Genomic DNA, 23,592 nt, shown 5'->3' on the forward strand with positions numbered 1-23,592 from the left:
TTTTGGAAAACGGTATAATGAAACAGAACGCCAATGAACGAGAAGGAAGGGAAACGAGTTGAATCAACGAACCAACCATATTGCACAATCTTTGGCCACTAAAGGGTTAGACGCTGCTTTTGTCACGTCGAAAGCATCGGTCTTTTATTTTTCGGGAGTATATGCCGAGGCACATGAGCGGCTCATCGCCATCCTCGTCTTGAAGAACGGCACGACCGCTCTCGTCTGTCCGGCACTTGAAAAAGGCATCGTCGAGGCGAGCGACTGGAATGGCGATATCGTCACGTACATGGACCACGAAAATCCATGGGACAAAGTCGTCAAATTGTTCCTCGACCAACAGATTATCCCCGAGCGCATCGGGATTGAAGGCGAGCATTTGACCTACAACCGCGTCGAACAGCTCCGCGCCGGCTTTGCCGGTCTCTCAATCATCGACTTGACCGAAGAGCTTCAGGCGCTTCGCATGATTAAGTCTCCGGACGAGGTCCGCCTGATGAAACGCGCCGCCGAACTCGCTGATATGGCGATTGAAGCCGGCATTCGCGCTTTGCGTGAAGGCGTGACCGAGCTCGAGGTCATCGCCGAAATCGAATATGCGATGAAGAAACAAGGCGTCCGCGAGATGTCGTTCGACACGCTCGTCTTGTTCGGCGAGAACAGTGCCGACCCGCACGGCGTACCCGGCAACAACCGCTTGAAGAAAGGCGACTTCGCCTTATTCGACCTCGGTGTCATTTGGCAAGGATACGCCTCCGATATCACGCGTACCGTCGTCTACGGCGAAGCGAGTACGAACCAACGTGAGATTTACGAGACCGTCCTTAAGGCCGAAGAAGCCGCCATCGAGATGGCGAACGTCGGGACGACGCTCGGCTCGATCGATATCGCGGCCCGCCAAGTCATCACGTCAGCCGGCTACGGCGAGTACTTCACGCATCGCGTCGGACACGGAATCGGCATCGAGGTGCACGAATTCCCGTCGATGGCGGCCAACAATGATATGACGGCCCAAGTCGGGATGACGTTCACCGTCGAACCAGGAATTTATCTCCCTGGCGTCGGCGGCGTCCGCATCGAGGACGATATCGTCATGACCGAGAGTGGTCCGTTCTTGTTGACGAGTTATCCGAAGACGCTCCAAGAAATCAATTGAGTCACAACAAAGACCAGCCGTACTCGGCTGGTCTTTTTCACGGTCAATAAAAGAGTCGGAACATGACGTCACGTTGCGGCACATCATTCCGTTCCATCGCCTCTAGAAATGCCTGCTTGTCATAACGGACCGACTGCGGATGGATGGCGAAGCCTGTCTCATCCCACTCGAGGATGCCGTAACGGGCCAAATCGTCACGGGCGACACCGAGCGCACCGGGATTGAAATAATGTTTCGTGTCGTCATGGAACACATGCTCCGGATGATGATGCCCGAAACAGATGACGTCCGCTTCATAAGACCCATACAGCGACTGCATGTTCGAAAGTGTCGCCTCGACGATGTCATGGAACGGCTCCTCGGTGATCGGCACGTCCCGCTTCTCGCTCGGGATATGATAATGAATCCCATATACCCGCGTACCCTCGACAACGCGTTCAATCGTACGCGGCAACTTGAAGAGCGCGTCCGCATAGTCAGGCCTAAGCGTGCGCGCCACCCACTCGTGATGCGGACGGGTATGGGCATAACTGTCAGGGTGACCCGTCCCGGCCATGAGCGACAAGACAGCCTCATCATGGTTGCCGGTAATCATGTGTACACCACGGTCGAGCAGACGTGCCATCACTTCGTTCGAGTCGGGCCCCATCGCGATCATATCGCCCAAACTCCAAATCTCGTCGACCTGCTGGCGATCGAGCTCGGCCAGCACCGCGTCGAGCGCTTGGACGTTTCCATGGATATCGGTCAACATGGCCAATTTCATGCGGTTTCCTCCTTATTTTCGGTATTGATGGACGACGTTGACACCTCCGGTCACATCGATGATGGCACCTGTGACCATATCGGAATCACGGGCGAGCAGGAATAGAATCATGCGGGCGATGTCTTCGCCCGTCCCGTGTCGTCCGACCGGGGTCTGGTCGTCCGGTTCGGCCGCTTCGATTCGCATTTCTTTTTGCGCGCCGACGATATTGCCCGGGTTAATCATATTGGCTGTGATGCCGTGTGCCGCTTCCTCGAGTGCGACCGATTTCGTCAAACTGACGAGCCCGGTTTTGGCGGCCGCGAAAGCCGACCGATGAACCCAGCCTGGTGCCGTCCCACTCTCCGGGAAGCCATATGTGATGATGCGGCCGAATCGTTTTGCCCGCATACTCGGGATAGCCCGACGCATCAGCCAAAACGAGGCTGACAAATTGCCGCTGATGACCTCGTCCCACTCCTCGTCCGTCAAATCGACGAGACACTTCCGTTCGAAGATGTAAGGCCCGGCGTTCAAGATGAGCGCGTCCGGCTCTCCGAATTTGGCCACCGCCTCTTCATAGCCACTCAGGACAGCTTCGCGGTCCGTCAACGGGGCCTCGACCATATGTAACCGTTCATGTTGCCAATCGATCGGCTTCCGCTGCAATACACTGACGTGCCAACCTTCCTCCAATAATCGTTCCGTCACAATGCGGCCGATCCCTTTCGCACCGGCCGTGATGACTACATGTTTCATCGTCATCCCTCCTCTGTATCATCTTACCCGTTCCGCTTGCCCATTTCCAAACTTCAACCTGTTCCATCAGAAAGTTGTGAAAATTTCACACATTTCTGAAAGAACCGGGCGTGAATTGAAGCAGAAGTGGTATACTATACATGTAAGCCGCACGTACATTTCAAGCGAAAGGTTGGGATTTACATGGCAATTGTCTACAAACATATTCTATCTGCCGTCGACGGCTCGAAAGAGGCCGAACGTGCATTTGAAACAGCAATCGACGTCGCACTTCGAAACGATGGCAAACTGTATATCGGACACGTCATCGATACACGGACATTCGCCACGGTTGAAGCGTACGACCGGACGATTACCGAGCGTGCCGAGACGTATGCGAAAGAACTGCTCGAGGACTACGTCAATCGCGCGAAAGAACGAGGTGTCAAAGAAGTAGAGACGGTCATCGAGTACGGCTCTCCGAAAGTGACAATCGCTAAAAAAATCGCACCGAATCACGACATTGATCTCATCATCTGTGGAGCGACCGGGTTGAACGCCGTCGAACGCTTCTTCATCGGTAGCGTCTCTGAAAGCATCGTCCGCTACTCGAAGTGTGACGTGCTCATCGTTCGCCAATAACAAACCAAGGGCCAGCGCGCATGCGTTGGCCCTTTCGTGTGGAGTCGCTTATGGTATCGGGTTGTCCGTCGCCACCATAGTTATGAGATTACGACAAAGGGCCACCGCAAATGCGATGACCCTTCGTTCACGTATTATAACACTTTGACAGTAACCGTCTTACGACCGAAGTTAAGGGCCGCACTTTGAGAGTACATCAAGATGTCGATTTTGTTACCTTTGATGGCGCCGCCTGTGTCAGCCGCTGTGTATGTGCCCATCAACTTCCCGCCGACGTACACTTGTACTTTCTTACCGAGCGGGATGACGCGTGGGTCGACAGCGACGACATTACGTTTTTGTGCTCGTACGTTCCAGCCTAGTGCCGTAACGCCTGAACATCCTTTGCAATATGGTGTGTAAGCCGATGCGTTCATCGTATATGTTTTCACACTAGCCTTCGCGACCGTTTTCTTCACGGTGCGTAAGTACTTTGTAGCGATCCAACCTGACTTGCCTTTGTAGTTGACGCGAATCCAAGCTCCTTTTGAGCCAGTACGCTGAAGTTGTTGTCCTTTATTAATCTTCCCAATCACTTTACCGCTGAGCGTTCCTGCCGAGCGGACGTTCAATCCGTTGACTTGGCTTTGTACATATACTTTTGAAGACGCCTCAACTTGTTGTTGGGGTAAGAGCATAGCGAGTGTCATGACCGTCAGTAGTAAGACCGTTCCAATTTTTTTGAGCATGTGGTTTGTCCTCTCCTAGTCGGTTTGTTAGTTGTAAGTTCATGTTGTCGAATCTGTGGTGCTATTCCAGTTGAAACATGTCGGATCAATTACCGAATGTTTCGTCCAGATAACTATATGACGAATCGTATGACCGTGCGTTTACAACTAAAATTCATTTGAGTGTCAGCAAAGTTACGGTTACATTACAAAACCGCCATCTTTTAAGGCGAGATGACGGCTTTGACAAAAAACTTTCTGTTCCGTCATATTAATTTCCAATTAAAGGTATTAATATGACTCGTTTGTTACATAATCGTTGTTTTCTTCAGCTGATTGTTACAAAATCAAATCTCATACTGCGTCCAACGTCATATGAAACGTACCGAACTTGTGACAAAAGCACTAAAAAAACGTCCGTCCCATATGAGTACGGAACGGACGTTGTAACAGCTTAAACGTGTGATTCGACGAGGTTGGCGATGCGAACAGTATCGCGTGCGATGACCAATTCTTCATTCGTCGGGATGATGATGACTTTGACCGGTGAGTGCGGGTAGTTGATGAACAACTCTTTGCCGCGTGCTCCGTTGTTGAGTGATGGATCCCAGTAGACGCCCATGAACTCAAGGCCACGAAGGATGCGCTCACGGATGACGTCAGAGTTTTCTCCGACACCAGCTGTGAAGATGATCGCATCGACACCGTTCATCTCTGCCGCATATTGACCGATATAGCCGTGGATGCGGTTCGAGAAGATTTTGAGCGAGACTTCGGCACGGTGGTTGCCTTCAGCCGCTGCTTGCTCGATGTCACGCAAGTCACTCGAGATACCCGAGAGACCGTAGACACCTGACTCTTTGTTCATGACGTTCAATACGTCTTCAGCCGACTTGCCAGTCTTCTGCATCAAGAACGGGATGAGGGCCGGGTCAAGTGATCCCGAGCGCGTTCCCATCGTGATTCCTTCGAGTGGCGTGAAGCCCATCGTCGTGTCAATCGAACGACCGCCGGCAACCGCTGCGATTGATGCACCGCTACCGAGGTGGCATGAGATTAAACGAAGGTCTTCAAGCGGACGACCGAGAAGCTCTGCCGCACGTTGCGTGACGTACTTGTGGCTCGTTCCGTGGAAACCGTACTTCCGGACGCCGTGCTCCGTGTAGTACTCGTACGGAAGGCTGTACAAGAAGTTCTCTTCCGGCATCGACTGGTGGAACGCCGTGTCGAAGACCGCGACTTGCGGTACGTTCGGTAAAATCGTTTGGAACGCACGAATCCCCGTCAAGTTTGGCGGGATGTGGAGCGGTCCGAGTTCGACGAACGATTCGATGTTCTTCATGACTTCATCGTCGATAACGACCGAATCCGCGTACAACTCTTTTCCGTGAAGGACACGGTGACCGACGCCTGCGATTTCGTCGAACGACTGAATGATATCAAGGTCAATCAATTTTTCGAGCGAGAGCTCGACCGCTTCTTTATGTGAATGAAGCGGTGTGACGATATGGAACTTTTGTCCTTCGCCATATTTAATCGTGAAGATCGCATCTTCTTTTCCGACACGCTCGACGAGCCCGACGGCGAGCATCTTCTCAGATGGCATTTCGAGAAGTTGGAACTTTAATGACGAACTACCTGCGTTGACTGCCATAATTTTTGTCATGTCATACACCTCTTACCTTTCGATTTAAACACGAGTCTTTATCTGTTCTCTTAAAAACCGATAACTGTATCATAATGAAGATACTTGATATGGCATATGTTTTTCAAGTCTTTTGCCCAATAAAAATTATGTTGTTTTAAACCAATCGTCAATCTGTTTCACAATATTGGCAACAGCACGCACATCCGTGAACGATGGCAACTCGACGAGGAGTGCTTGTTTCGGGCGTTTGACGCCTTCCCCAAGCTTTTGTAACATCAATAGGCTTTTCGCATATCGCTCGTCTTTGAACATCGTCGTCGGTAATTGAAGAACACCTTTGACGACAGCCTCACGGTCCATCCACTGTTTTAATTTCCCTTCGTCATCCTGTTCAAACAAATTGTTCGGGATGACAAAAATCCCGTGACCGCCTGGTTTCAAGTGACGCATCGCCTGCTCGATCAACAAGAAGTGCGAGTAAGAATGGCCTTCATCCCGTTTCAAGGCGTAGCCAGACGCCATGTCATCGTTCGGATAATAGCCGATCGGCAAATCGACGAGTGCCAAGTCGCTCGGCTCGACGAACAGCGGTGCGAGTGCGTCTTGATGGAAGTACGATACCGGCTTCCCGAGCAGGTTGCTGATTGCGTAAGACAGACGCAGCATCGTCTCATCGACTTCGACCGCCTGTGCGGTGGCATCTTTCAATTGTGACAACACGGCGTGGACGAGTGTGCCCGTCCCGCTACCGAGCTCGAGCACGTTCGCCCCGTCCTTGACGAGTTTCGTCGCCAAGTACCCGATGAACAGGCTGACGGCGTCCGGCGTCGGTTGATGGTTCGGCGGGAGTGTCGTCGTCTCCTCGAGGACGAGCAGACTGACGGCTTTGCGGACATCATCCGTTTTCTCCTGTTCGACATTGACTCGCTCAAACACTTCAATCAATGCCTCGAGCGGCAATAAGTCAAGGTCTGTCGTCAGCTTCTTCGCTTCTTTCTTCCAATCCCGATACAGTTGTTCAAATCGTTCCATCTTCGATCATCCTTTCCATACAAAACCGGCCCTCTTGTGGAGAGCCGGTCGGTTCACTTCTATTAGTGTAAGCGATTCGTGGTCGTTTCGCCAAGCGAATCAGTTCGCAGCGTCAAACGCCTCGAGCGCCGCATCGAAATCAACTTCCTCAGTCATCTCATCCATGTACTGGACGTACTGGACCGTACCGGCCGAGTCGATGACGAATACCGAACGTGCGAGAAGACGTAGCTCTTCCATCAATACGCCGTACGATTTCGCGAACGATTGATCGCGGTGATCCGATAACATGACGACATTATCAAGTCCTGACGCCGCACACCAGCGACGCTGTGCGAACGGTAAGTCGTTTGACACCGTCAAGACGGTACCGCCGAGCGATGACGCCTTCTCGTTGAATGCGCGTGTTTGCGTGTCACAGACACCTGTGTCGATCGATGGAACGACACTAATCAATTTCTTGCCTGGGTATGACGCGAACGTCACCTCTTCAAGTGCCGTCGTGAGCGCTGTAAAGTCCGGTGCAGTATCTCCGACTTTGACCGGGTTCCCTTGCAGTGTAACGGTATTGCCTTTAAATGTTGGCATCGTTTCATCCCCTTTTGCATGATTTATACTTCTTCATCATAGCGATGGCGCCGTCTCGATGACAAGCATCCTGCCTCAGACGGCCTGATTGTGATTTTCCCTATATCGAGCGTCTAAAACGCTGTATAATGAAAGAGACTCAATTGACAAAGGGGATGACTAGGATGAGAAACAACGTTTTTTTGTACCATCGTAACGTCAACGACTTTACAAAAGAAGTAAAGAAATTAATCGAAATCGGTGAGAAATACGGCTTCAACGTCGTCAATCGTCCTGAAGACGCCAACATCATCGTCGCCATCGGGGGAGATGGCGCGTTCTTGCAGGCCGTCCGCTATACGGGATTCCGTCAAGATGCCATCTACGTCGGGTTCGGCCGCGGCTTGAACGAGTTTTATTGCGACTTCGATATACATAAACTCGACGAAGTCGATCGTTTGTTCTCGGACAACAGCGCCCGTATCGAAGCCGGTCTCGAAGTGCGGAAATACCCGCTCTTGTCGGCATCCATCAATGAATCGACTCCGATGCTTTGTTTGAACGAAGCCTCAATCAAGTCGAGTATCATCAAATCGCTCGCCATCGAAGTGTACATCGACGACCTCCATTTCGAGACGTTCCGCGGTGACGGCATGGTCGTCTCGACACCGACCGGCTCGACAGCGTACAACAAATCACTCGACGGCGCCATCGTCGACCCGCTCATCCCATGTATGCAAGTGAGCGAGATCGCCTCGGTGAACAATAATCGTTACCGCACGCTCGGCTCGTCGTTCATCGTGCACGACTCACGCAAACTCTCGCTCCGCATCGTTGAGGACGGGAACGACTATCCGATTATCGGCATGGACAACGAGGCGCTCAGCTTGAAGTATACAGACCGCATCGATATCGAACTGTCTGACCAGGTCATCAAGACGGTCAAACTGAAAAACAACTCGTTCTGGCACAAAGTCCAACGCTCATTCTTCTAAACGACAAAAGGCTAGCCGTCCTCGTGGATGGCTAGCCTTTTTTTATTACGTGTTGACGACGTCGGCCTCGTATACCGGAGCCCCGTCGACGACCGTCATGACGAGTCGGTTGTCGAGGATGTCGCGTCCACGCAGGTCGAAGAAGTCCTCTTCCCACACTGTGAACGTCGCGTTATAGCTCTGAATCAACAAGCCGTCGCGTCCGTGTGTGCCTGTGGCGACACGTGGTGCATACGTGAAGCTACGGAGCGCCTCATACATCGATAGGCGTTCCGGCGGGTTGAGCGCCCCTGACTCCTCAAATGACTGACGGGTGACCGCCGCATACAAACCTTTCCGTACATCGACGGTAGAAATCGGGGCGTCACTGCCTCCAAGGACGAGCGCTCCCGTATCGAGCATCGATTTGAAGCGGTAGGCGTCATCGACGCGGTCGTTGCCGAGCCGGTCGAACAACAAGTTCATGTCATCCGACAAGAAAATCGGTTGGGCATCAATCAACACCGGCAACGCTTGAATCCGTTTCAAGAGCGCGTCGTTCAAGAGTGAGGCGTGAATGATTCGGTCTCTCGTCCCGCGCTTGGCCGGATATTTCTCAAGCAGCGTGATGAACTGTTCGGCGGCGGCGTCCCCAATCACGTGGGCCGCCACGTTCATCCCGTAGGACCGCGCCTTTTTGACAAGCGCCTCGAGATGATCCGGACGATGGACCTCGATTCCCCGCTGTGCCGGATCATCCGTGTACGGTTCCGACAAGAGTGCCGTCCGTCCCCCGAACGATCCGTCGACGAACAATTTCATCGCCCCGAAATCAAAACGCGGGCGCTTGGCGAGCGCATCGTGACGAATCAACGTATCGACGACTTGTTCATGGACGAGCAGATGCGCGTGGAACGGGAGATCCGCCAACACGTCTTCATACGCTTGAATCGTCTCGAGCGGGTCACCGTGATAGAACAAGTCTTCCGTATGGGCATTGACGATGCCGTGGGCGAACAGAGAGTCGATGGCCCGGTGGAGCGAGGCGACATTTTTCTCGCGATTCCCGCCCAGCTCTTTGTGGAGCAGGTCGAGCGCCGCATCGTACAGTACCCCGTTCAACTTGCCGTCCGCATCGCGTCCGAGCTTCCCGCCTTCGATGACGGTATGATGAATCAAGCCGAGCCGTTCCAACCCTTTCGAGTTGACGACGGCAACGTGGCGACAGACCCGTTTCAAGACGACGGGGCGGTCCGGAATGACGGCATCAATCATCTCACGCGTCGGCATTTCGCCAAGCAGACGGTCATTGAACCCTTCCGCGACGATCCAATCGTCGTTTCCACCCTTTTGCTTCATCGATTCGAGCAGAGCTTGCAAGTCCGTCGTCTCGGTCGCATCGATCCGGTCGAGCGCTTCCCCGTACCCGATTAAGTGGATGTGTGAGTCGGTGAACGCCGGATAGACGCTCTTCCCTTCAAGATTCACAATTTGCTTGATTCTTCCGGCGTATGTACGACGAAGGTGGCCTTCTTCCCCCATCTTCAAGATCCGGCCGTGCTCCACGTACATGGCACGAGCTTGTTCATGCTCTTTGTTCATCGTATAAATCTTTCCGTTAACCCATAGCGTTCCCATCACAAAATTCCTCCTCGATTCAAAAAAGATTGACGTACACGTTAATTCCCGTTTACGTCAATCTTCATGCATCATTATTTTCGTAATAGCTCTTGCTGTTCCAATCCTTTTTCGACACGTTGGCGAATCTCACGGGCCGCTCCTTCATCGAAACGTCCGAGGACACGCTCGCCAATCTCGACGGCCGTCCCATACTCACCATGTAAAAACTTGTTCTCGGCGAGCGTCAAGGCGATATGCACCTCGTTGTCGCGACGGCGATAGCGGTTCGCATACTGCAGAAGCTGTTCGGCGTACGTGACTTGGCGCAAGAGCGCTTTGACCCGGTCCCGGAAGTTGTCCATCGTCTCTTCGACGTCGTGGCTGAGGCCGACGATATACGTCATATTAAACGGTGCTTTCTCAAACTGTTCATCCAACGATTGCACGCCTTTTTGCAACTGGCGCATATCGCTCGTCAAATCAGTCGGAACGACCGGCATGGCGCTCTTCGCGAGCAAACGGCGATGGGCAGACAGTTCGCGCTTCCATGACTCGAGTTTGTTGCGGACTTCGAGTTCTTCTTTGCGAAGGGAGTTCGTGTTCTCGATGAACCGTTCATGCATCGCACTGAACTGATCGAGCGAACGTTTCGCTTCTTGTACTTTTGATTTAATCATGCTGAACGGAATCATCTGGGCGACGAGCGCCTGTTCGATGTCGAGTACGTTCGCTGTGAGCGTCGCACGCTCCCGTTCGAGCTGTTCAAACTCTTCGCCGACACGGGCATTAATCTCGTAATTGCTGACGAGGCGGGTCATCTCTTGATGGAGACGAGCCATGACTTCACTCGTCTGGCGGTCACGTTCTTTCACGGTCGCGAATTCTTTTTTCACGTATTGGCGTGCATCGACTTCGGTCCGGAACGCTTCGAACAGCTGATCGATGTCCGAGCTGAGCTGTTGCATGTCCATCTCGAAATGATCGAAGTCGAGTTGTTCAATCCGGTCCATGAGCGCGGCCCGGCGATCTTCCGCTTGCTCGATCTCTTCCATTAAACCGAGCGGCTCAAGCGCGTAGCCGTCCATTTGCATCTCTTTATGACCCGAGCGCAACTGGTTGAGCTGTTGTTTCAAATCGATTTGCACCGTGCGCACGAACTGCGGGATGACGCCGACGAGTTCACGAATCTTCGTCACTTTCTCAGACAAGACTTGGCCGGCGATATACGCCTCCGACACTTGTCCTTCCTGCTTCAACGTGATCATCTCGGTCCGCTTCGCTTCCGCTGCCGCGATTTCAGACTCGACGAGCTCGTATGTCGGGCCAAACGCACTGTTTTGGGCGACGAGCGTCTTCCGGAATTGATACAACTCTTTCTCGTCTTTTTTGACGATATCGAGAAGCGACGAATGGTGTTGATTGAACTCATCCATCTCATCGAGCATGGCGTGTACCATCGACTCGAGCTCTTCAATCAACTGTTCCGTCGCGTTCAAATCGGATTTCACTTTAAGGAAGCGATATTTGTCCAAATCTTCTTCGGCATGATAGAGCGCCTCATCGATTTGTCCCGTATGTACGCTGACGAGTTCGTCCCACGACTGATGCCATCGTTCGAACTTCTCTTTCGTCTCGCCTTCCATCGGCCATTGTTTGAACTTCTGCAGTTCAGCCGGCACACTGGCGCTGAGCACACTTTGTTTGCGCATGTCTAAATCATCAATTTTCTGGTAAAAATTCCTTCGTACGAGCATGCTTCCCAGCATGGCCCCTAATGCGATGACAATGATTCCAATTAAAATTCCGTAGATTCCGTAATCCATCTCTGTCACAACCTCCAAGCCGCTTTCATGGACTTATGTATCTAAATGAATAAATGAAGTATTTTATGAGTATAGATAATACTAATCATATTATAGAACCAATGATTTGCATAGGTTTTCCAACGGTTTAGGGAGAGAATGTTATTTTTCACGCGAATCTTTTGAGAAGACAAACCGAAAAAATGCGTGTACCATAATGCTAATTCATCATGCATTCATTCATAGGAGGGAATCAAATGTTTCAAACAACGACTTACACTGGCGACTTGGCCGCCGGGTACGACATGCTCAATAAACAGTTGGCAGCACTTCTAGAAGGCGAGACGAACCGTGTCGCCAATCTATCGAACGCGAGCGCATTGCTCAACCAGTTCCTCGACCGCATCAACTGGGTCGGATTCTATTTAACAGAGGGAGAAGATGCCCTCATCCTCGGACCGTTCCAAGGCCTTCCGGCTTGTGTCCATATCGCGTTCGGTAAAGGAGTTTGCGGCACGGCGGCCTCGACGCAAGAGACGCAACTCATCGCAGACGTCCATCAATTCCCGGGCCATATCGCTTGTGACGCGGCTTCTAACTCAGAAATCGTCGTCCCGCTCGTTCGCGACGGCAAGACGATCGGTGTCCTCGATATCGACAGCCCCGAGTTCGACCGCTTCTCAGATGTCGATCGCCAAGGGCTCGAGCAATTTTGCCAGACATTACTTCGCTTCATCTGATTGACAAGCGAATCGTTTCGTCGTATACTGATTTTTGTGCATGAAATGACGATAGCAGTCATTGACAGACGTATCCACCTTTCGGGCCTCGACTGAGTCGGAGGAGCATCTCGTAGCTTCGCTATCAAGTGAAGGTGCTTGAACCTAGAAAGGGGCGTCACCCGTCTTTGACACCGTTGTTCTTTTGTGCAAAATACATGAACAACAAGGAGGAGTCCAAACATGGCTCGTTACACAGGTCCAGCTTGGAAACTCTCGCGTCGCTTAGGCATCTCGCTTAGCGAAACGGGTAAAGAATTAGCAAAACGTCCTTACGCACCAGGTCAACACGGAAATGGTCGTCGTAAAATCTCTGAATACGGTCTTCAGCTTCAAGCGAAGCAAGCTCTCCGTCACATGTACGGAATCAACGAGAAGCAATTCCGTCGCATCTTCAACGATGCTGGGAAAATGCAAGGTATCCACGGTGAGAACTTCATGTTCTTGCTCGAGTCACGCCTTGACAACCTCGTTTACCGTATGGGTCTCGCTCGCACACGTCGCGGAGCGCGCCAACTCGTCAACCACGGTCACATCCAAGTTGACGGTTCACGTGTAGACATCGCGTCTTACCGTGTAAAACCAGGTCAAGTCATTTCAGTTCGCGAGAAGTCTAAAAACTTCAAAGCGATCGCTGAAGCTCTCGAAGTAGCACCAGCTACAAAAGACTACGTCACATTCGATGCTGAGAAGCTCGAAGGTACATTCGTACGTCTTCCTGAGCGCGCTGAATTGAACGACCAAATCAAAGAGCAACTCATCGTTGAGTACTACTCACGTTAATGCTTTTATCCCCTTCCCTGCCTCGGCAGGAAAGGGGATTTTTTTATTTCTTTAAAATCTGTTCACGAATCCGGCCCATCTGGGTATCGAGCGCATCCGCCATCTTCGCCGCTTCAATCAACTCGAGTTTCGACGCCTCCGGGACGACGTGCTGGTATTTATAATGAAGTTTATGCTCCGTCGCCGCCCAAAAGTCCATGGCGAGCGTGCGAATTTGAATCTCGGCTGGCACCCAGATGACGCGTTCCGCCAAATACACTTTCGTTCGGACGATGAGATGCAGGCTCCGATAGCCGGTCGGTTTCGGATGTTGGATGTAATCCTTAATCTCATCAATTTCTAAATCGTCCCGTTTTTTCAAATGATCGAGGATGGCGTAGATGTCATCACGAAAACTCGTGACGATTCGCACTCCGGCGACGTCAGATATATTGTCCCACAGCGCTTCCACTTCGAGGGGAAGCCCTTTTTGATTCATCTTCCGAATGATGGACGGCAACGTCTTCATCCTCGTCTTCACGTGTTCAATCGGCGAATAGCCGAGCCGCGTCTGCCAATCGAGGTCGATGATGCCGAGATCGCTCTCGAGTTCAGTGATCGCCATCTCGTAGTACCGGAATCGCTCCCGCCATTGATGGAACTGCTCGCCAAAAAATTCTTCAATGTCCATAACAAAGCCTCCTTGTCGTCTATACTTGCTATCGTAGCAGACCGAATCGATGTTGAGACAGAAAAAACGTCCATGTTCGCAACATTGGCGGACATGGACGCATGCATCAGACGTGACGGATCACGAAGTATTTTTTCTTACCGCGACGGATGATGGTGAACTCACCGAGCGTATCGGCGCGTGTCAGCGTCTTATCGAGCGACTGCTCCCGCTCCCCGTTCAAGTAAATCGCCCCGTTTTGAACGTCTTCACGGGCTTGACGTTTCGATGGTGCGATCTTCGCTTCGACGAGAAGGTCGACAAGGTTGCGCTCGCCTTCGAGCTCGAACTGTGGCATGCCCTTGAATGCGGCATCCATGTCTTCTGGTTTGAGCGTTTTTAAGTCGCCACTAAAGAAGGCAGTCGTGATGCGTTGCGCTTGATCAAGACCCGCTTCTCCGTGGACGAGTTTTGTCATCTCTTCAGCGAGACGACGTTGGGCGACACGCTTCTCCGGTGCAGCGACCACTTCTGCTTCGAGCGCCAAGATGTCTTCGTGCGACATGAACGTGAAGTATTTGATGAACTTGATGACGTCAGCGTCGTCGACGTTAATCCAGAACTGGTAAAACTCGTACGGCGTCGTCTTATCGGCGTCGAGCCAGACTGCACCACCGGCCGTCTTCCCGAATTTTTGACCGTCCGACTTCGTCACGAGCGGCACCGTCAACCCGAACGCCTTCTCCGAGTGACTGAAGCGGCGGATGAGTTCGAGACCGGCCGTGATGTTGCCCCACTGGTCGCTGCCCCCGACTTGAAGGCGGCAGTTCTCGTTTTCGTACAACTTCAAGAAGTCGAACGATTGCAACAACATGTATGAGAATTCCGTGTACGAGATTCCGTTCTCTAAACGTGAGTCGACCGAGTCTTTGGCGAGCATGTAGCTGATCGGGAAGTGTTTCCCGATATCACGTAAGAAATCGATAATCGATAACTCTTCCGTCCACTCGTAGTTGTTGCGGATAGAGATTGGATTCTCACCTTCGAGCGGGAGGAAACGGCTCAATTGGTCTTTGATTCGATCCGAGAACTGTTTGACCGTGTCGAGCGTGTTGAGCGAACGCTCGTCCGAACGACCTGATGGGTCACCGATCATCCCGGTCGCGCCACCGACGAGGGCGATGACGTGGTGTCCCGCCTCTTGGAAACGTTTGAGTGTTAAAATCGGGAGCAAGTGCCCGATATGAAGCGAGTCCGCCGTCGGGTCGAACCCGGTGTAAAGCGTCGTCGGATTGTTCAACTGTTCTTTCAATCCTGCTTCGTCCGTCATTTGGTTGACGAGACCTCGAAATTCTAAATCCTTCAATAATTCCATCTGTTCCACTCCTTCGATTGACATAAAAAAACGTCCCTTCTCATATGAGAAGGGACGGAGATTCCGCGGTACCACCCTAATTGCCACAGCTGTGGCCACTTGTAGCGAGAGATAACGGTCTCGACCCGGCCGAACGGCACGCTCCAAAAGTGTAATTCATCGATTGACATTGGCTAGTTCACAGCACCCACTAGCTTTCTGGACAAGCGGTCAGTCGACTACTTCGCTTTCTTCATAGCATCTTTGTTTATGGACTATGCTTTACATTTTATAAGTTCTATTTCCAAATTGTCAACTGGAAGATGGAAACTTGCAGCCGACAGTTGATTGTGAGGAAGGTCGGCAATGACTTGTGCTATAATCGTATATATTACTGTCCAAAATAGTTTTACACCATATTAAGGAGGCTGTCATGCTGCAAAAGATTCGAGACACATGGAACCAACCAAAGTCCTTGAAAGCCCGCCGTTATGCCAATGTATTTTACGATGTATCCTGGAACGTTCTGCTCCTAACGATTATATCGGTCGTTCTCATTGGATTTTTAGGCGCCGGGATCGGAGCGGGTTATTTCGCTTCACTCGTCAAGGATATGCCGGCACCCGCTTATAAGACGATGACGTCACAAATCAACACGTACTCATCGACTTCTGACATTTATTTTGGAAGCGGTGAACGAATCGGAAACTATACGACGGATGAAGTACGGATTCCCGTCGCCGTCGACAAAGTTTCTCCGTTCGTCGTCGACGCGTTACTCGCCACAGAGGACGTCGAGTTTTACGAACACGATGGTGTCGTCCCGAAAGCGACGCTCCGTGCCATCTTACAAGAAGCGACCGGATCGGAAGATCGGACCGGTGGCTCTACGCTCACACAACAGCTCATCAAGAACCAAATGCTGACGAACGAAGTGTCGTTCGAACGAAAAGCGAAAGAGATTTTACTCGCCCTTCGCCTCGAGAAAGCAATGAACAAAGATGAGATCTTGAACGCGTACTTGAACGTCGTCTCATTCGGACGAAACTCGATGGGACGCAACATCTCAGGGATTGAAGCAGCCGCTCGCGGTGTCTTTAACACATCGGCTGAGAAGTTGACGTTACCACAAGCCGCTTTCCTCGCCGGGATTCCGAAAAACCCGTTCCTTTATACACCGTATTACCAAGGCGGTGTCATTAAAGAGGACGTAGCACCGGCCATCAACCGGATGAAGACGGTACTCAACCGGATGTACGTCGCCGGGAAGATCACGAAAAAAGACTATGACGCTGCATACAACTACGACATCACAAAAGACTTCATGAAGACGCAATCGAAGCCGCGTGACCGCTATCCGTATGTTGTGCAATGGGCTGAAGAAGATGCTCTCATTATCGTCCGTGACCACATGCTTAAACTAGATGGCGTGAACGTGAACGAATTGAGTGCAGAAGAACGTAAAGAAATTACGAGCACGTACGGACGTCGCGCCCACAACGCACTCCGTCAAGGTGGATACAAGATTCATTTGTCGCTTGATAAACAAGTCCATGAATCGATGCAACAGCCGGCCCGTAACGTCAATAACTTCGGACCTCGAAATCCGGACAAAAATGTCGATCCTGACCAAGGTCCGGAACAAACGGCAGCCATCATGCTCGACAACAAGACCGGTCGCATCCTCGGATTCGTCGGTGGTCGTTATGTGAACGGCAAAGCCGATGATTTCAACCGTGCCCGCTTAATGGAGCGCCAAATCGGGTCGACGGCGAAACCGCTACTCGTTTATGCGAACGCAATCGAAAAAGGTCTTATCACGACGGATACGGTCATCGTCGACGAGGAGTACAAGTATCAAAACGGAACAAACCCGAATACAATCCCGGTCCGAAACGAAGACCGCGGATACCGTGGACCGATGACGGCACGTGACGCGTTGAAACTATCGCGAAACGTCCCGGCCGTGAAAATTTACGAAGAGCAAGGCGACTTTAGAAGTGATACTGAGAAATTGCTGCAGATGGGCATGAACGTCCCTGACGATACACGCGACGCGCCATCAATGGCACTCGGTGTCAGCTCGGTCTCACTCGCGTCGCTCGCCTCAGGTTACGCCATGCTCGCCAACGGCGGTGAACACGTCGAACCGTATATCATCGACCGTGTCGAGTACCAAGGCGAAGTCATTTACGAGAAGAATCCGAAGAAGACACGCATCTATTCGGATCGTACGGCCTACTTGATTGTCGATATGCTCCGTGACGTCTACACGTCAGGAACAGCGACGTATGCCAACTCGCTCTTGAACGTCCCTGGCGACTGGATGGGTAAAACTGGTACGACCCAAGATATTCGCGACTCGTACTTGGTTGGTTCGACGCCAGGTGTCACGCTTGCCGTCTGGACGGGCTATGATAAAGAGTATCCATTGAGTGACGGTGAAGGTTTCGGCCGCTACTTCCAACGGACGCAAGGTATGTGGTCAAAGATTGCCAACAACGTCTATCTCGATCGTCCAGAAGTGTTCAATTCGAACGCTCGCTTCGTACAACCGGCTAGCGTAAGAGCTGGCGACTTCGGTGACTCTGGTTCATTCTCTGAGAAGAAAAAAGTTGAAGAGAAGAAGAAGGAAGAGGAAGCGAAGAAGAAAGCCGAAGAAGAGGCGAAGAAGAAAGAAGAAGCCGAAGAGAAGAAACAAGAGGCTGAAGAACAGAAACAGGAAGCTGAAGAAGAGAAACAAGAAGCTGACGCTGCTGCGAAGGAAAAGGCAGCGGCTGACGCAAAAGCGAAAGCAGAAGCCGACGCAAAGAAAAAAGCGGAAGCTGACAAGAAGAAAGCTGAAGAAGAAGCAAAGAAGAAAGCCGAAGCTGAGAAAAAGGCTGAGGAAGACAAGAAGAAAGAAGACGCCGAAGCTGCAGACGGCGCCTAATCCGACAAGAAAGGTCGACACATCGCGTGTCGACCTTTTGTCGTTCAATCTTCCATTGTCGATAAGTCACCCGTCTCGAGGTTCAACTCCCATGCTTTCAAGACACGACGCATGATTTTCCCGCTTCGCGTTTTCGGCAATTTGTCTTTGAACTCGATCTCACGCGGAGCCGCGTGAGCCGCGAGTCCTTCTTTGACGAACTTTTGAATCTCCGCCTTCAACTCGTCCGACGGCTCATAGCCTTTACGGAGCGCGATGAACGCCTTGATGATCTCCCCGCGGACCGGGTCCGGTTTCCCGATGACCCCTGCCTCGGCGACAGCAGGGTGCTCGACGAGACGACTCTCGACTTCGAACGGACCGACCCGCTCCCCTGCCGTCATGATGACGTCATCGACGCGGCCTTGGAACCAGAAGTAACCGTCCTCGTCCATATACGCCGAGTCACCCGAGACGTACCAGTCTCCCCAGAAGTAACTCTCATACTTGGCGTCATTCTTCCAAATTTTCCGCATCATCGACGGCCATGGCGTCTTGAGTGCCAAGTTGCCCATCCGGTGCGGCGGGAGTGGTTGACCGCGGTCGTCTAAGATGGCCGCTTCACAACCCGGGATGGCTTTGCCCATCGACCCCGGTTTGATATCCATCGTCGGATAGTTACAAATCATCATCGCGCCGGTCTCTGTCATCCACCACGTGTCATGAATCCGTAATCCGAACGATTCGTTCCCCCAACGAATGACTTCCGGATTGAGCGGTTCTCCGACCGACAGGATATGGCGGAGTGACGACAAATCATATTTTTCAAACGCCTCTTCTCCGGCACCCATGAGCATCCGGAACGCTGTCGGCGCGCTGTACCAGACCGTGACACCGAACCGTTCGATGACCGAATACCAGAACTCAGGATTGAATCGTCCCCCGACGATTACGTTCGTCGCCCCGTTCAAGAACGGTGCGAAAATCCCATAGCTCGTCCCCGTCACCCAACCTGGATCGGCTGTGCACCAGTAAATGTCAACCGGTTGCAAGTCGAGCACCCATTTGCCGGTCATCAAATGCTGCACCATGGCGTTATGGACATGCAAGACACCTTTCGGTTTCCCGGTCGACCCTGACGTATAATGCAAAATCATGCCGTCTTCGCGGTCGACCCATGTGATGTCGAGATCGGTCGAGGCATCACCCGCCAATTTGCGGTAGTCGATGATTTTCCCTGCCTCTTTTACCTCGTCACCGACGATTAAAATCGTCTCCAAGTGCGGGAGTTGATCGACCGGGATACGCGGTAGGAGCGCCTCGGTCGTGACGATGACTTTCGCTTCCGAGTCGAGCAGACGGTCGTGGACGGCTTGCTCCATGAACGCCTCAAACAACGGACCGACAATCGCCCCGAGCTTGAGTGTACCGAGCAAAATAAAATAAAGTTCTGGACTCCGTGGCATGAAGATGAAGACGCGGTCGCCTTTCTCCACTCCAACCGATTTCAGAACGTTTCCGGCCCGATTGCTTTCTCGTTTCATGTCCTCATACGTGTAGCGCTCTTCTCGTTCCCCATCGAAATAGAGCAACGCCAGCTTCGTGGCGAGTTCACCTTCTGCGTGACGGTCGATTGCTTCGTACGCCATGTTGACGTTCCCCGTCAAATTCCAAGAAAATAATGCTTCTGCTTGTGTCCACTCGAACGACTGACAAGCATCTTCATACGACGCCAATTGATGTTCCCCTGATAACGCTTTCAATTTTTCCATCGCTAAAGATTCGCCTCCCCTGTAATGAATGGTATAACCACTTTCAGTATAGTGTTAATATTATGACAAATCAATGAATTTCCAAAATCTCCAAAAGAGTGTGAAACAAGCTAAATGAAAGCGCTATAATAGAAGGTGGAAAAGGTGGTGACTCCATGGAAAAACAATATCATTCAAAGGTGTGGGAAACCTCACTCGGAGCCGTAATCATCGATGGACCGATCGAGAGCGACGTGTTGGCCACGTATCGGCTCGATGAGGGATTGACCGCATTTCGTGAACCTGAGGACCAACACAAGGCGCTCGTCGAAATCGCTGACTTGAAAGAAGGCCGCATCATCGTGGCCCGCGTCGATGACCTCGTCATCGGTTATGTCACGTATTTATATCCGGACCCATATGAACGTTGGAGTGAAGGGAACGACCCCTATATCCTCGAGCTCGGCGCGATCGAAGTGAGCCCGCGCTTCCGTGGCCAACGGATCGGCAAGCAACTGCTCGAAGTGTCAATGATGGACGCGCATATGGATGACTTCTTGATTTTGACGACCGAATATTATTGGCACTGGGACTTGAAAGGGAGCGGGCTCTCTATCTGGGACTATCGGAAAGTGATGGAAAAGATGATGAACCACGGCGGACTCGTCTTCTTCCCGACCGATGACCCGGAGATTGCCTCGCATCCGGCCAACTGTCTCATGGCACGGATTGGCAAGAACGTCCGGCAAGAAACGATCGACCATTTCGATTCGCTCCGGCTGCGGCGCCGGTTCATGTATGACTAAGGAGGGACCTGGATGTTGATTGAACAAATGATGAACCGTCATGTCGTGACGATTCAACCGACCAACACGATCGCCCATGCGGCCAAGCTCATGCGTGATCATAAAGTGCGCCATCTCATCGTCACCAACCCGGCCCGACAAGTCGTCGGAATCGTCGGCCAGTTCGAGATGAGCGGAGCGACGAGCGTGTTCCATCCGGAGAGCGAGAGCGCCGACTTCAAAAACCCCGTTTCGAGCATCATGCGTCAAGATGTGACGACGGCACATCCGTACGACTTCTTCGAAGATGCGGCCGCTCTGTTTTATGAGTATCGCCTGACCTGCCTGCCGATTGTCGAACAAGGCAAACTCGTCGGCGTCTTGACCGAGACAGACTTATTGCGTTACTTCGTCCAATTGACGGGCGCGCTCGAGCCGAGCTCTCAGATTGAGCTCTTGGTCGAGAACACGACGGGGACGCTCGAGAAAGTGACCCGGCTCCTCGCCAAGACGAACGTCAACATTATCAACGTGTTCGTTCATCCGACGCCCGACCCATATAAACGCATCATCTCGTTCCGCGTCCAGACGATGAATCCGCTCCGCATCATCGAACGGTTGAAACGCGAGGGTTACGACGTGCTCGGTCCGGAGATGTCCCAATGAGACCGGCCTACATATTCGGGGAGAACGAGAACTCATACCGCTTCCATGCGGATCATCCGTTCAATCCGGTCCGCCTGGAGCTGACGACGTCCCTGCTCATCGCCTCAGGTAAACTTCAGGCCTCCGAGTGCATCGCCCCGCCCCTCGCCTCGGTCGAGTCGCTCGCGCTCGTCCATGACCTTGATTATATTGAAGCGGTTCAAGCGGCGGCGGCCGGTGAGCTGTCGACATTGAAAGCGAACAAGTTCGGCCTCGGCACTGAAGACACGCCCATTTTCCCAACCATCCATGAAGGGGCGGCCCGGCTCGTCGGGGGCACCGTTCACGCACTCGATTTGGTCGCGAGCGGTAAACTGGAGCGCGCCTTTCACGTCGGGGGCGGCCTCCATCACGGGATGAGGCGGAAAGCGTCCGGATTTTGCGTGTATAACGACGCAGCGGTTGCCATCGCCCACGTCCGTAAAGCGTACGGCAGCCGGGTCCTCTATGTCGATACTGACGCCCACCACGGAGACGGCGTCCAATGGCTGTTTTACGACGATGACGATGTGATGACGTTATCCATCCACGAGACCGGCCGCTACCTGTTCCCGGGGACAGGAGCCGTCACAGAGCGCGGCAACGGGAATGGGTACGGCTATAGCTGGAACGTCCCGGTCGATGCGTTCACCCAAGACGAGTCGTTCTTGCGCTGTTACGAGACAGTGTTCCGGGAAGCGTGCGAATGGTTCAAGCCGGATATCATCGTGACGCAGAACGGGGCCGACGCTCATGCCTTTGATCCGTTGACTCACCTTGCCTCGACGATTCGGACGTTCGAACAGATTCCTCAAATCGCCTCTCGACTTGCCGACGAGTATACGGAAGGAAGACTCGTCGCCCTCGGCGGCGGCGGCTATGATTGGTATCGGACCGTACCCCGGGCTTGGGCGCAAGTGTGGGCCGGACTGACGCGCGAGGCGCCGTACAGCGGCGACATTCCGCCCGAATGGATCGAGCAGTGGCAGGACAAAGCGGATTTAGCCTTGCCGACACGCTGGGATGACCATCCGTACACTTTCCAACATATTCCCCGACGCCAACAAATTGAGGAGAAAAATTGGGAAGTGACGAAACGGGCGTTCTGGCCGTTCATTTCGAACGATCGCAAATCACTATATGTCTAAAAAAATCCCCTCGTCCGCGGAGTGACTCCGACAGGCGAGGGGATTTTTATTCAGTCTTGACGTACCGAATCGCGACGTTCGATGCGGTGCGGCAAGACAACATTCTTCTCTTCGACTTCTTCCGCATTCAAGATTTTCGTCAAGAGACGCATGGCAACGGCACCGATGTCATACATCGGTTGGACGACCGTCGTCAATTTCGGACGAATCATCGTAGCGAGACGCGTGTTATCATGGCCGACGACTTCAAAATCGTTCGGGACCGAGAAACCGGCGTCTTGAATCGCGTGAATGACACCGAGTGCCATCTCATCCGTACCGGCGAAAATCGCTTTCGGGCAATCGTCACGTTCGAGCATCTTCTGCATCGCCTCAAGGCCTGATGCGTACGTGTAATTCCCAAGGACGACGTCACTCTCACGGAACGGGAGTCCGGCGTCGTCAAGGGCACGGCGGTAACCAGAGAATTTCTTCTCGCCATTGATTTGTTGCTCGAGTGGACCTGTGATGAAGCCGACTTGTTTATGACCGTGGCCAATCAACATTTCGGTCGCGTCGTATGCCGCTTGCTCATAATCGATGTTGACCGCAGGGAGGTCATACCCTTGGTTGAGTGTCGCCGCGAGGACGATTGGGACGGGTGACTTTTTAAACTCGTTGACGAGGTCTTCATGTAGACGACCGCCCATGAAAATGATGCCGTCGACTTGTTTCCCGAGCAATGTGTTCAACAAATGGATCTCTTTGTCACGGTTCGAGTCCGAGTTCCCGAGGATGATGTTGTACTTGTACATCGTCGCGACGTCCTCGATTCCGCGGGCAAGGTCTGCGAAGAAGATGTTCGAGATATCTGGGACGATGACGCCGACCGTCGTCGTCTTCTTACTGGCCAGTCCACGTGCGACAGCGTTCGGACGATAGCCGAGACGGTCAATCGCATCCTGGACTTTCTTGCGGGTCGTCGGTTTGACGTTCGGGTTTCCGTTGACGACGCGTGAGACGGTTGCCATCGACACCCCGGCTTCTCGTGCGACATCATAGATGGTTACATTGTTACTATTCATTAAAACTCCTCCTACAAGCAATGATTTTCAAACGATTTTCAAAAAACGTGTCA

Annotated in this window: 21 protein-coding genes and 1 other annotated feature; of the genes, 9 read left to right on the top strand and 12 right to left on the bottom strand. The window is 52.4% G+C overall.

Annotation, left to right across the window (positions count from 1 at the left end):
* The first annotated feature begins 58 nt into the window (after positions 1-58).
* Entirely contained in the window at positions 59-1,156 is a 1,098-nt protein-coding gene (locus tag KNP95_RS01610; protein ID WP_214835186.1) for a M24 family metallopeptidase, read from the top strand.
* 43 nt (positions 1,157-1,199) lie between these two features.
* On the opposite strand, the gene KNP95_RS01615 is transcribed toward KNP95_RS01610, so the two are convergent.
* Together KNP95_RS01615 and KNP95_RS01620 are read right to left on the bottom strand one after the other, a co-directional pair.
* Entirely contained in the window at positions 1,200-1,922 is a 723-nt protein-coding gene (locus KNP95_RS01615; protein WP_029595175.1) for a metallophosphoesterase family protein, read from the bottom strand.
* 12 nt (positions 1,923-1,934) lie between these two features.
* On the bottom strand, positions 1,935-2,660 hold the full coding sequence (locus tag KNP95_RS01620; RefSeq protein WP_021065609.1) for an SDR family oxidoreductase: 726 nt from the start codon (positions 2,658-2,660) through the stop codon (positions 1,935-1,937).
* Positions 2,661-2,843: 183 nt separating this feature from the next.
* Here KNP95_RS01620 and KNP95_RS01625 point away from each other — a divergent pair, with 183 nt between their 5' ends.
* Positions 2,844-3,281: a universal stress protein gene (locus KNP95_RS01625; RefSeq protein ID WP_021065608.1), complete on the top strand. Its 438-nt coding sequence runs from the start codon at positions 2,844-2,846 to the stop codon at positions 3,279-3,281.
* A gap of 134 nt (positions 3,282-3,415) precedes the next feature.
* Here KNP95_RS01625 and KNP95_RS01630 read toward each other — a convergent pair whose 3' ends face one another.
* The 4 genes from KNP95_RS01630 to tpx all read right to left on the bottom strand — a co-directional run bounded on the left by KNP95_RS01630 (position 3,416) and on the right by tpx (position 7,256).
* Entirely contained in the window at positions 3,416-4,009 is a 594-nt protein-coding gene (locus KNP95_RS01630; RefSeq protein WP_021065606.1) for a 3D domain-containing protein, read from the bottom strand.
* 433 nt (positions 4,010-4,442) lie between these two features.
* Positions 4,443-5,654 (bottom strand): acetate kinase, encoded by a 1,212-nt coding sequence (locus KNP95_RS01635; RefSeq protein WP_021065605.1) that lies wholly within the window; start codon positions 5,652-5,654, stop codon positions 4,443-4,445.
* Between the two features lie 126 nt (positions 5,655-5,780).
* Positions 5,781-6,668: a class I SAM-dependent methyltransferase gene (locus KNP95_RS01640; RefSeq protein ID WP_214835187.1), complete on the bottom strand. Its 888-nt coding sequence runs from the start codon at positions 6,666-6,668 to the stop codon at positions 5,781-5,783.
* Positions 6,669-6,767: 99 nt separating this feature from the next.
* Positions 6,768-7,256, bottom strand: coding sequence for a thiol peroxidase (gene tpx, locus KNP95_RS01645; protein WP_214835188.1), 489 nt, complete (start codon positions 7,254-7,256; stop codon positions 6,768-6,770).
* Positions 7,257-7,411: 155 nt separating this feature from the next.
* Here tpx and KNP95_RS01650 point away from each other — a divergent pair, with 155 nt between their 5' ends.
* Positions 7,412-8,230, top strand: coding sequence for an NAD kinase (locus KNP95_RS01650; protein ID WP_031199840.1), 819 nt, complete (start codon positions 7,412-7,414; stop codon positions 8,228-8,230).
* A 45-nt stretch (positions 8,231-8,275) separates the two neighbouring features.
* Here the strand turns inward: KNP95_RS01650 and KNP95_RS01655 are convergent, their stop codons facing one another.
* A complete protein-coding gene (locus KNP95_RS01655) occupies positions 8,276-9,847 on the bottom strand; it encodes an amidohydrolase (protein WP_021065601.1) in 1,572 nt (523 codons plus the stop codon).
* A gap of 74 nt (positions 9,848-9,921) precedes the next feature.
* A complete protein-coding gene (gene ezrA, locus KNP95_RS01660) occupies positions 9,922-11,652 on the bottom strand; it encodes a septation ring formation regulator EzrA (protein WP_021065600.1) in 1,731 nt (576 codons plus the stop codon).
* Positions 11,653-11,888: 236 nt separating this feature from the next.
* Between ezrA and KNP95_RS01665 the strand changes: the two genes are divergently transcribed.
* Complete coding sequence (locus tag KNP95_RS01665) at positions 11,889-12,371, top strand: GAF domain-containing protein (RefSeq protein WP_021065599.1); 483 nt, start codon at positions 11,889-11,891, stop codon at positions 12,369-12,371.
* Between the two features lie 222 nt (positions 12,372-12,593).
* Positions 12,594-13,193 carry a 30S ribosomal protein S4 gene (gene rpsD / locus KNP95_RS01670; protein ID WP_029595169.1) on the top strand — a complete coding sequence of 200 codons (600 nt, stop codon included), beginning with the start codon at positions 12,594-12,596 and terminating at the stop codon, positions 13,191-13,193.
* Between the two features lie 43 nt (positions 13,194-13,236).
* Here the strand turns inward: rpsD and KNP95_RS01675 are convergent, their stop codons facing one another.
* Positions 13,237-13,863: a GTP pyrophosphokinase gene (locus KNP95_RS01675; RefSeq protein WP_214835189.1), complete on the bottom strand. Its 627-nt coding sequence runs from the start codon at positions 13,861-13,863 to the stop codon at positions 13,237-13,239.
* 106 nt (positions 13,864-13,969) lie between these two features.
* Positions 13,970-15,217, bottom strand: coding sequence for a tyrosine--tRNA ligase (gene tyrS / locus KNP95_RS01680; protein ID WP_214835190.1), 1,248 nt, complete (start codon positions 15,215-15,217; stop codon positions 13,970-13,972).
* 47 nt (positions 15,218-15,264) lie between these two features.
* Positions 15,265-15,462, bottom strand: a binding site (T-box leader).
* Positions 15,463-15,629: 167 nt separating this feature from the next.
* Between tyrS and KNP95_RS01685 the strand changes: the two genes are divergently transcribed.
* A complete protein-coding gene (locus KNP95_RS01685) occupies positions 15,630-18,128 on the top strand; it encodes a transglycosylase domain-containing protein (protein ID WP_214714561.1) in 2,499 nt (832 codons plus the stop codon).
* Positions 18,129-18,172: 44 nt separating this feature from the next.
* On the opposite strand, the gene acsA is transcribed toward KNP95_RS01685, so the two are convergent.
* Positions 18,173-19,879, bottom strand: a complete 1,707-nt coding sequence (acsA, locus tag KNP95_RS01690; protein WP_214835191.1) for an acetate--CoA ligase — start codon at positions 19,877-19,879, stop codon at positions 18,173-18,175.
* A gap of 155 nt (positions 19,880-20,034) precedes the next feature.
* On the opposite strand from acsA, the gene KNP95_RS01695 reads away from it, so the two are divergent.
* From KNP95_RS01695 to KNP95_RS01705, 3 genes are read left to right on the top strand one after another with little or no spacing between them, the layout of a single operon-like run.
* The gene (locus tag KNP95_RS01695; RefSeq protein WP_029595165.1) at positions 20,035-20,664 is read left to right on the top strand and encodes a GNAT family N-acetyltransferase; all 630 of its coding nucleotides are present in this window, start codon (positions 20,035-20,037) and stop codon (positions 20,662-20,664) included.
* A 12-nt stretch (positions 20,665-20,676) separates the two neighbouring features.
* Entirely contained in the window at positions 20,677-21,309 is a 633-nt protein-coding gene (locus KNP95_RS01700; RefSeq protein ID WP_021065592.1) for an acetoin utilization AcuB family protein, read from the top strand.
* Positions 21,306-22,475 carry an acetoin utilization protein AcuC gene (locus KNP95_RS01705; protein ID WP_214831916.1) on the top strand — a complete coding sequence of 390 codons (1,170 nt, stop codon included), beginning with the start codon at positions 21,306-21,308 and terminating at the stop codon, positions 22,473-22,475. Before KNP95_RS01700 ends, KNP95_RS01705 begins: the two co-directional genes overlap by 4 nt.
* Before the next feature lie 50 nt (positions 22,476-22,525).
* Here KNP95_RS01705 and ccpA read toward each other — a convergent pair whose 3' ends face one another.
* Entirely contained in the window at positions 22,526-23,539 is a 1,014-nt protein-coding gene (gene ccpA / locus KNP95_RS01710) for a catabolite control protein A (protein WP_021065590.1), read from the bottom strand.
* Positions 23,540-23,592 lie beyond the last annotated feature (53 nt).

This window comes from Exiguobacterium sp. s36 (assembly GCF_018618345.1).
In the GTDB taxonomy this organism is placed as follows: domain Bacteria; phylum Bacillota; class Bacilli; order Exiguobacteriales; family Exiguobacteriaceae; genus Exiguobacterium; species Exiguobacterium chiriqhucha.

Coding starts and splice junctions, on each gene's coding strand:
- KNP95_RS01615 (WP_029595175.1), bottom strand. CDS start 1,922: ATGAAATTGGCCATGTTGACCGATATCCATGGAAACGTCCAAGCGCTC.
- KNP95_RS01620 (WP_021065609.1), bottom strand. CDS start 2,660: ATGAAACATGTAGTCATCACGGCCGGTGCGAAAGGGATCGGCCGCATT.
- KNP95_RS01625 (WP_021065608.1), top strand. CDS start 2,844: ATGGCAATTGTCTACAAACATATTCTATCTGCCGTCGACGGCTCGAAA.
- KNP95_RS01630 (WP_021065606.1), bottom strand. CDS start 4,009: ATGCTCAAAAAAATTGGAACGGTCTTACTACTGACGGTCATGACACTC.
- KNP95_RS01635 (WP_021065605.1), bottom strand. CDS start 5,654: ATGACAAAAATTATGGCAGTCAACGCAGGTAGTTCGTCATTAAAGTTC.
- KNP95_RS01640 (WP_214835187.1), bottom strand. CDS start 6,668: ATGGAACGATTTGAACAACTGTATCGGGATTGGAAGAAAGAAGCGAAG.
- tpx (WP_214835188.1), bottom strand. CDS start 7,256: ATGCCAACATTTAAAGGCAATACCGTTACACTGCAAGGGAACCCGGTC.
- KNP95_RS01650 (WP_031199840.1), top strand. CDS start 7,412: ATGACTAGGATGAGAAACAACGTTTTTTTGTACCATCGTAACGTCAAC.
- KNP95_RS01655 (WP_021065601.1), bottom strand. CDS start 9,847: ATGGGAACGCTATGGGTTAACGGAAAGATTTATACGATGAACAAAGAG.
- ezrA (WP_021065600.1), bottom strand. CDS start 11,652: ATGGATTACGGAATCTACGGAATTTTAATTGGAATCATTGTCATCGCA.
- KNP95_RS01665 (WP_021065599.1), top strand. CDS start 11,889: ATGTTTCAAACAACGACTTACACTGGCGACTTGGCCGCCGGGTACGAC.
- rpsD (WP_029595169.1), top strand. CDS start 12,594: ATGGCTCGTTACACAGGTCCAGCTTGGAAACTCTCGCGTCGCTTAGGC.
- KNP95_RS01675 (WP_214835189.1), bottom strand. CDS start 13,863: ATGGACATTGAAGAATTTTTTGGCGAGCAGTTCCATCAATGGCGGGAG.
- tyrS (WP_214835190.1), bottom strand. CDS start 15,217: ATGGAATTATTGAAGGATTTAGAATTTCGAGGTCTCGTCAACCAAATG.
- KNP95_RS01685 (WP_214714561.1), top strand. CDS start 15,630: ATGCTGCAAAAGATTCGAGACACATGGAACCAACCAAAGTCCTTGAAA.
- acsA (WP_214835191.1), bottom strand. CDS start 19,879: ATGGAAAAATTGAAAGCGTTATCAGGGGAACATCAATTGGCGTCGTAT.
- KNP95_RS01695 (WP_029595165.1), top strand. CDS start 20,035: ATGGAAAAACAATATCATTCAAAGGTGTGGGAAACCTCACTCGGAGCC.
- KNP95_RS01700 (WP_021065592.1), top strand. CDS start 20,677: ATGTTGATTGAACAAATGATGAACCGTCATGTCGTGACGATTCAACCG.
- KNP95_RS01705 (WP_214831916.1), top strand. CDS start 21,306: ATGAGACCGGCCTACATATTCGGGGAGAACGAGAACTCATACCGCTTC.
- ccpA (WP_021065590.1), bottom strand. CDS start 23,539: ATGAATAGTAACAATGTAACCATCTATGATGTCGCACGAGAAGCCGGG.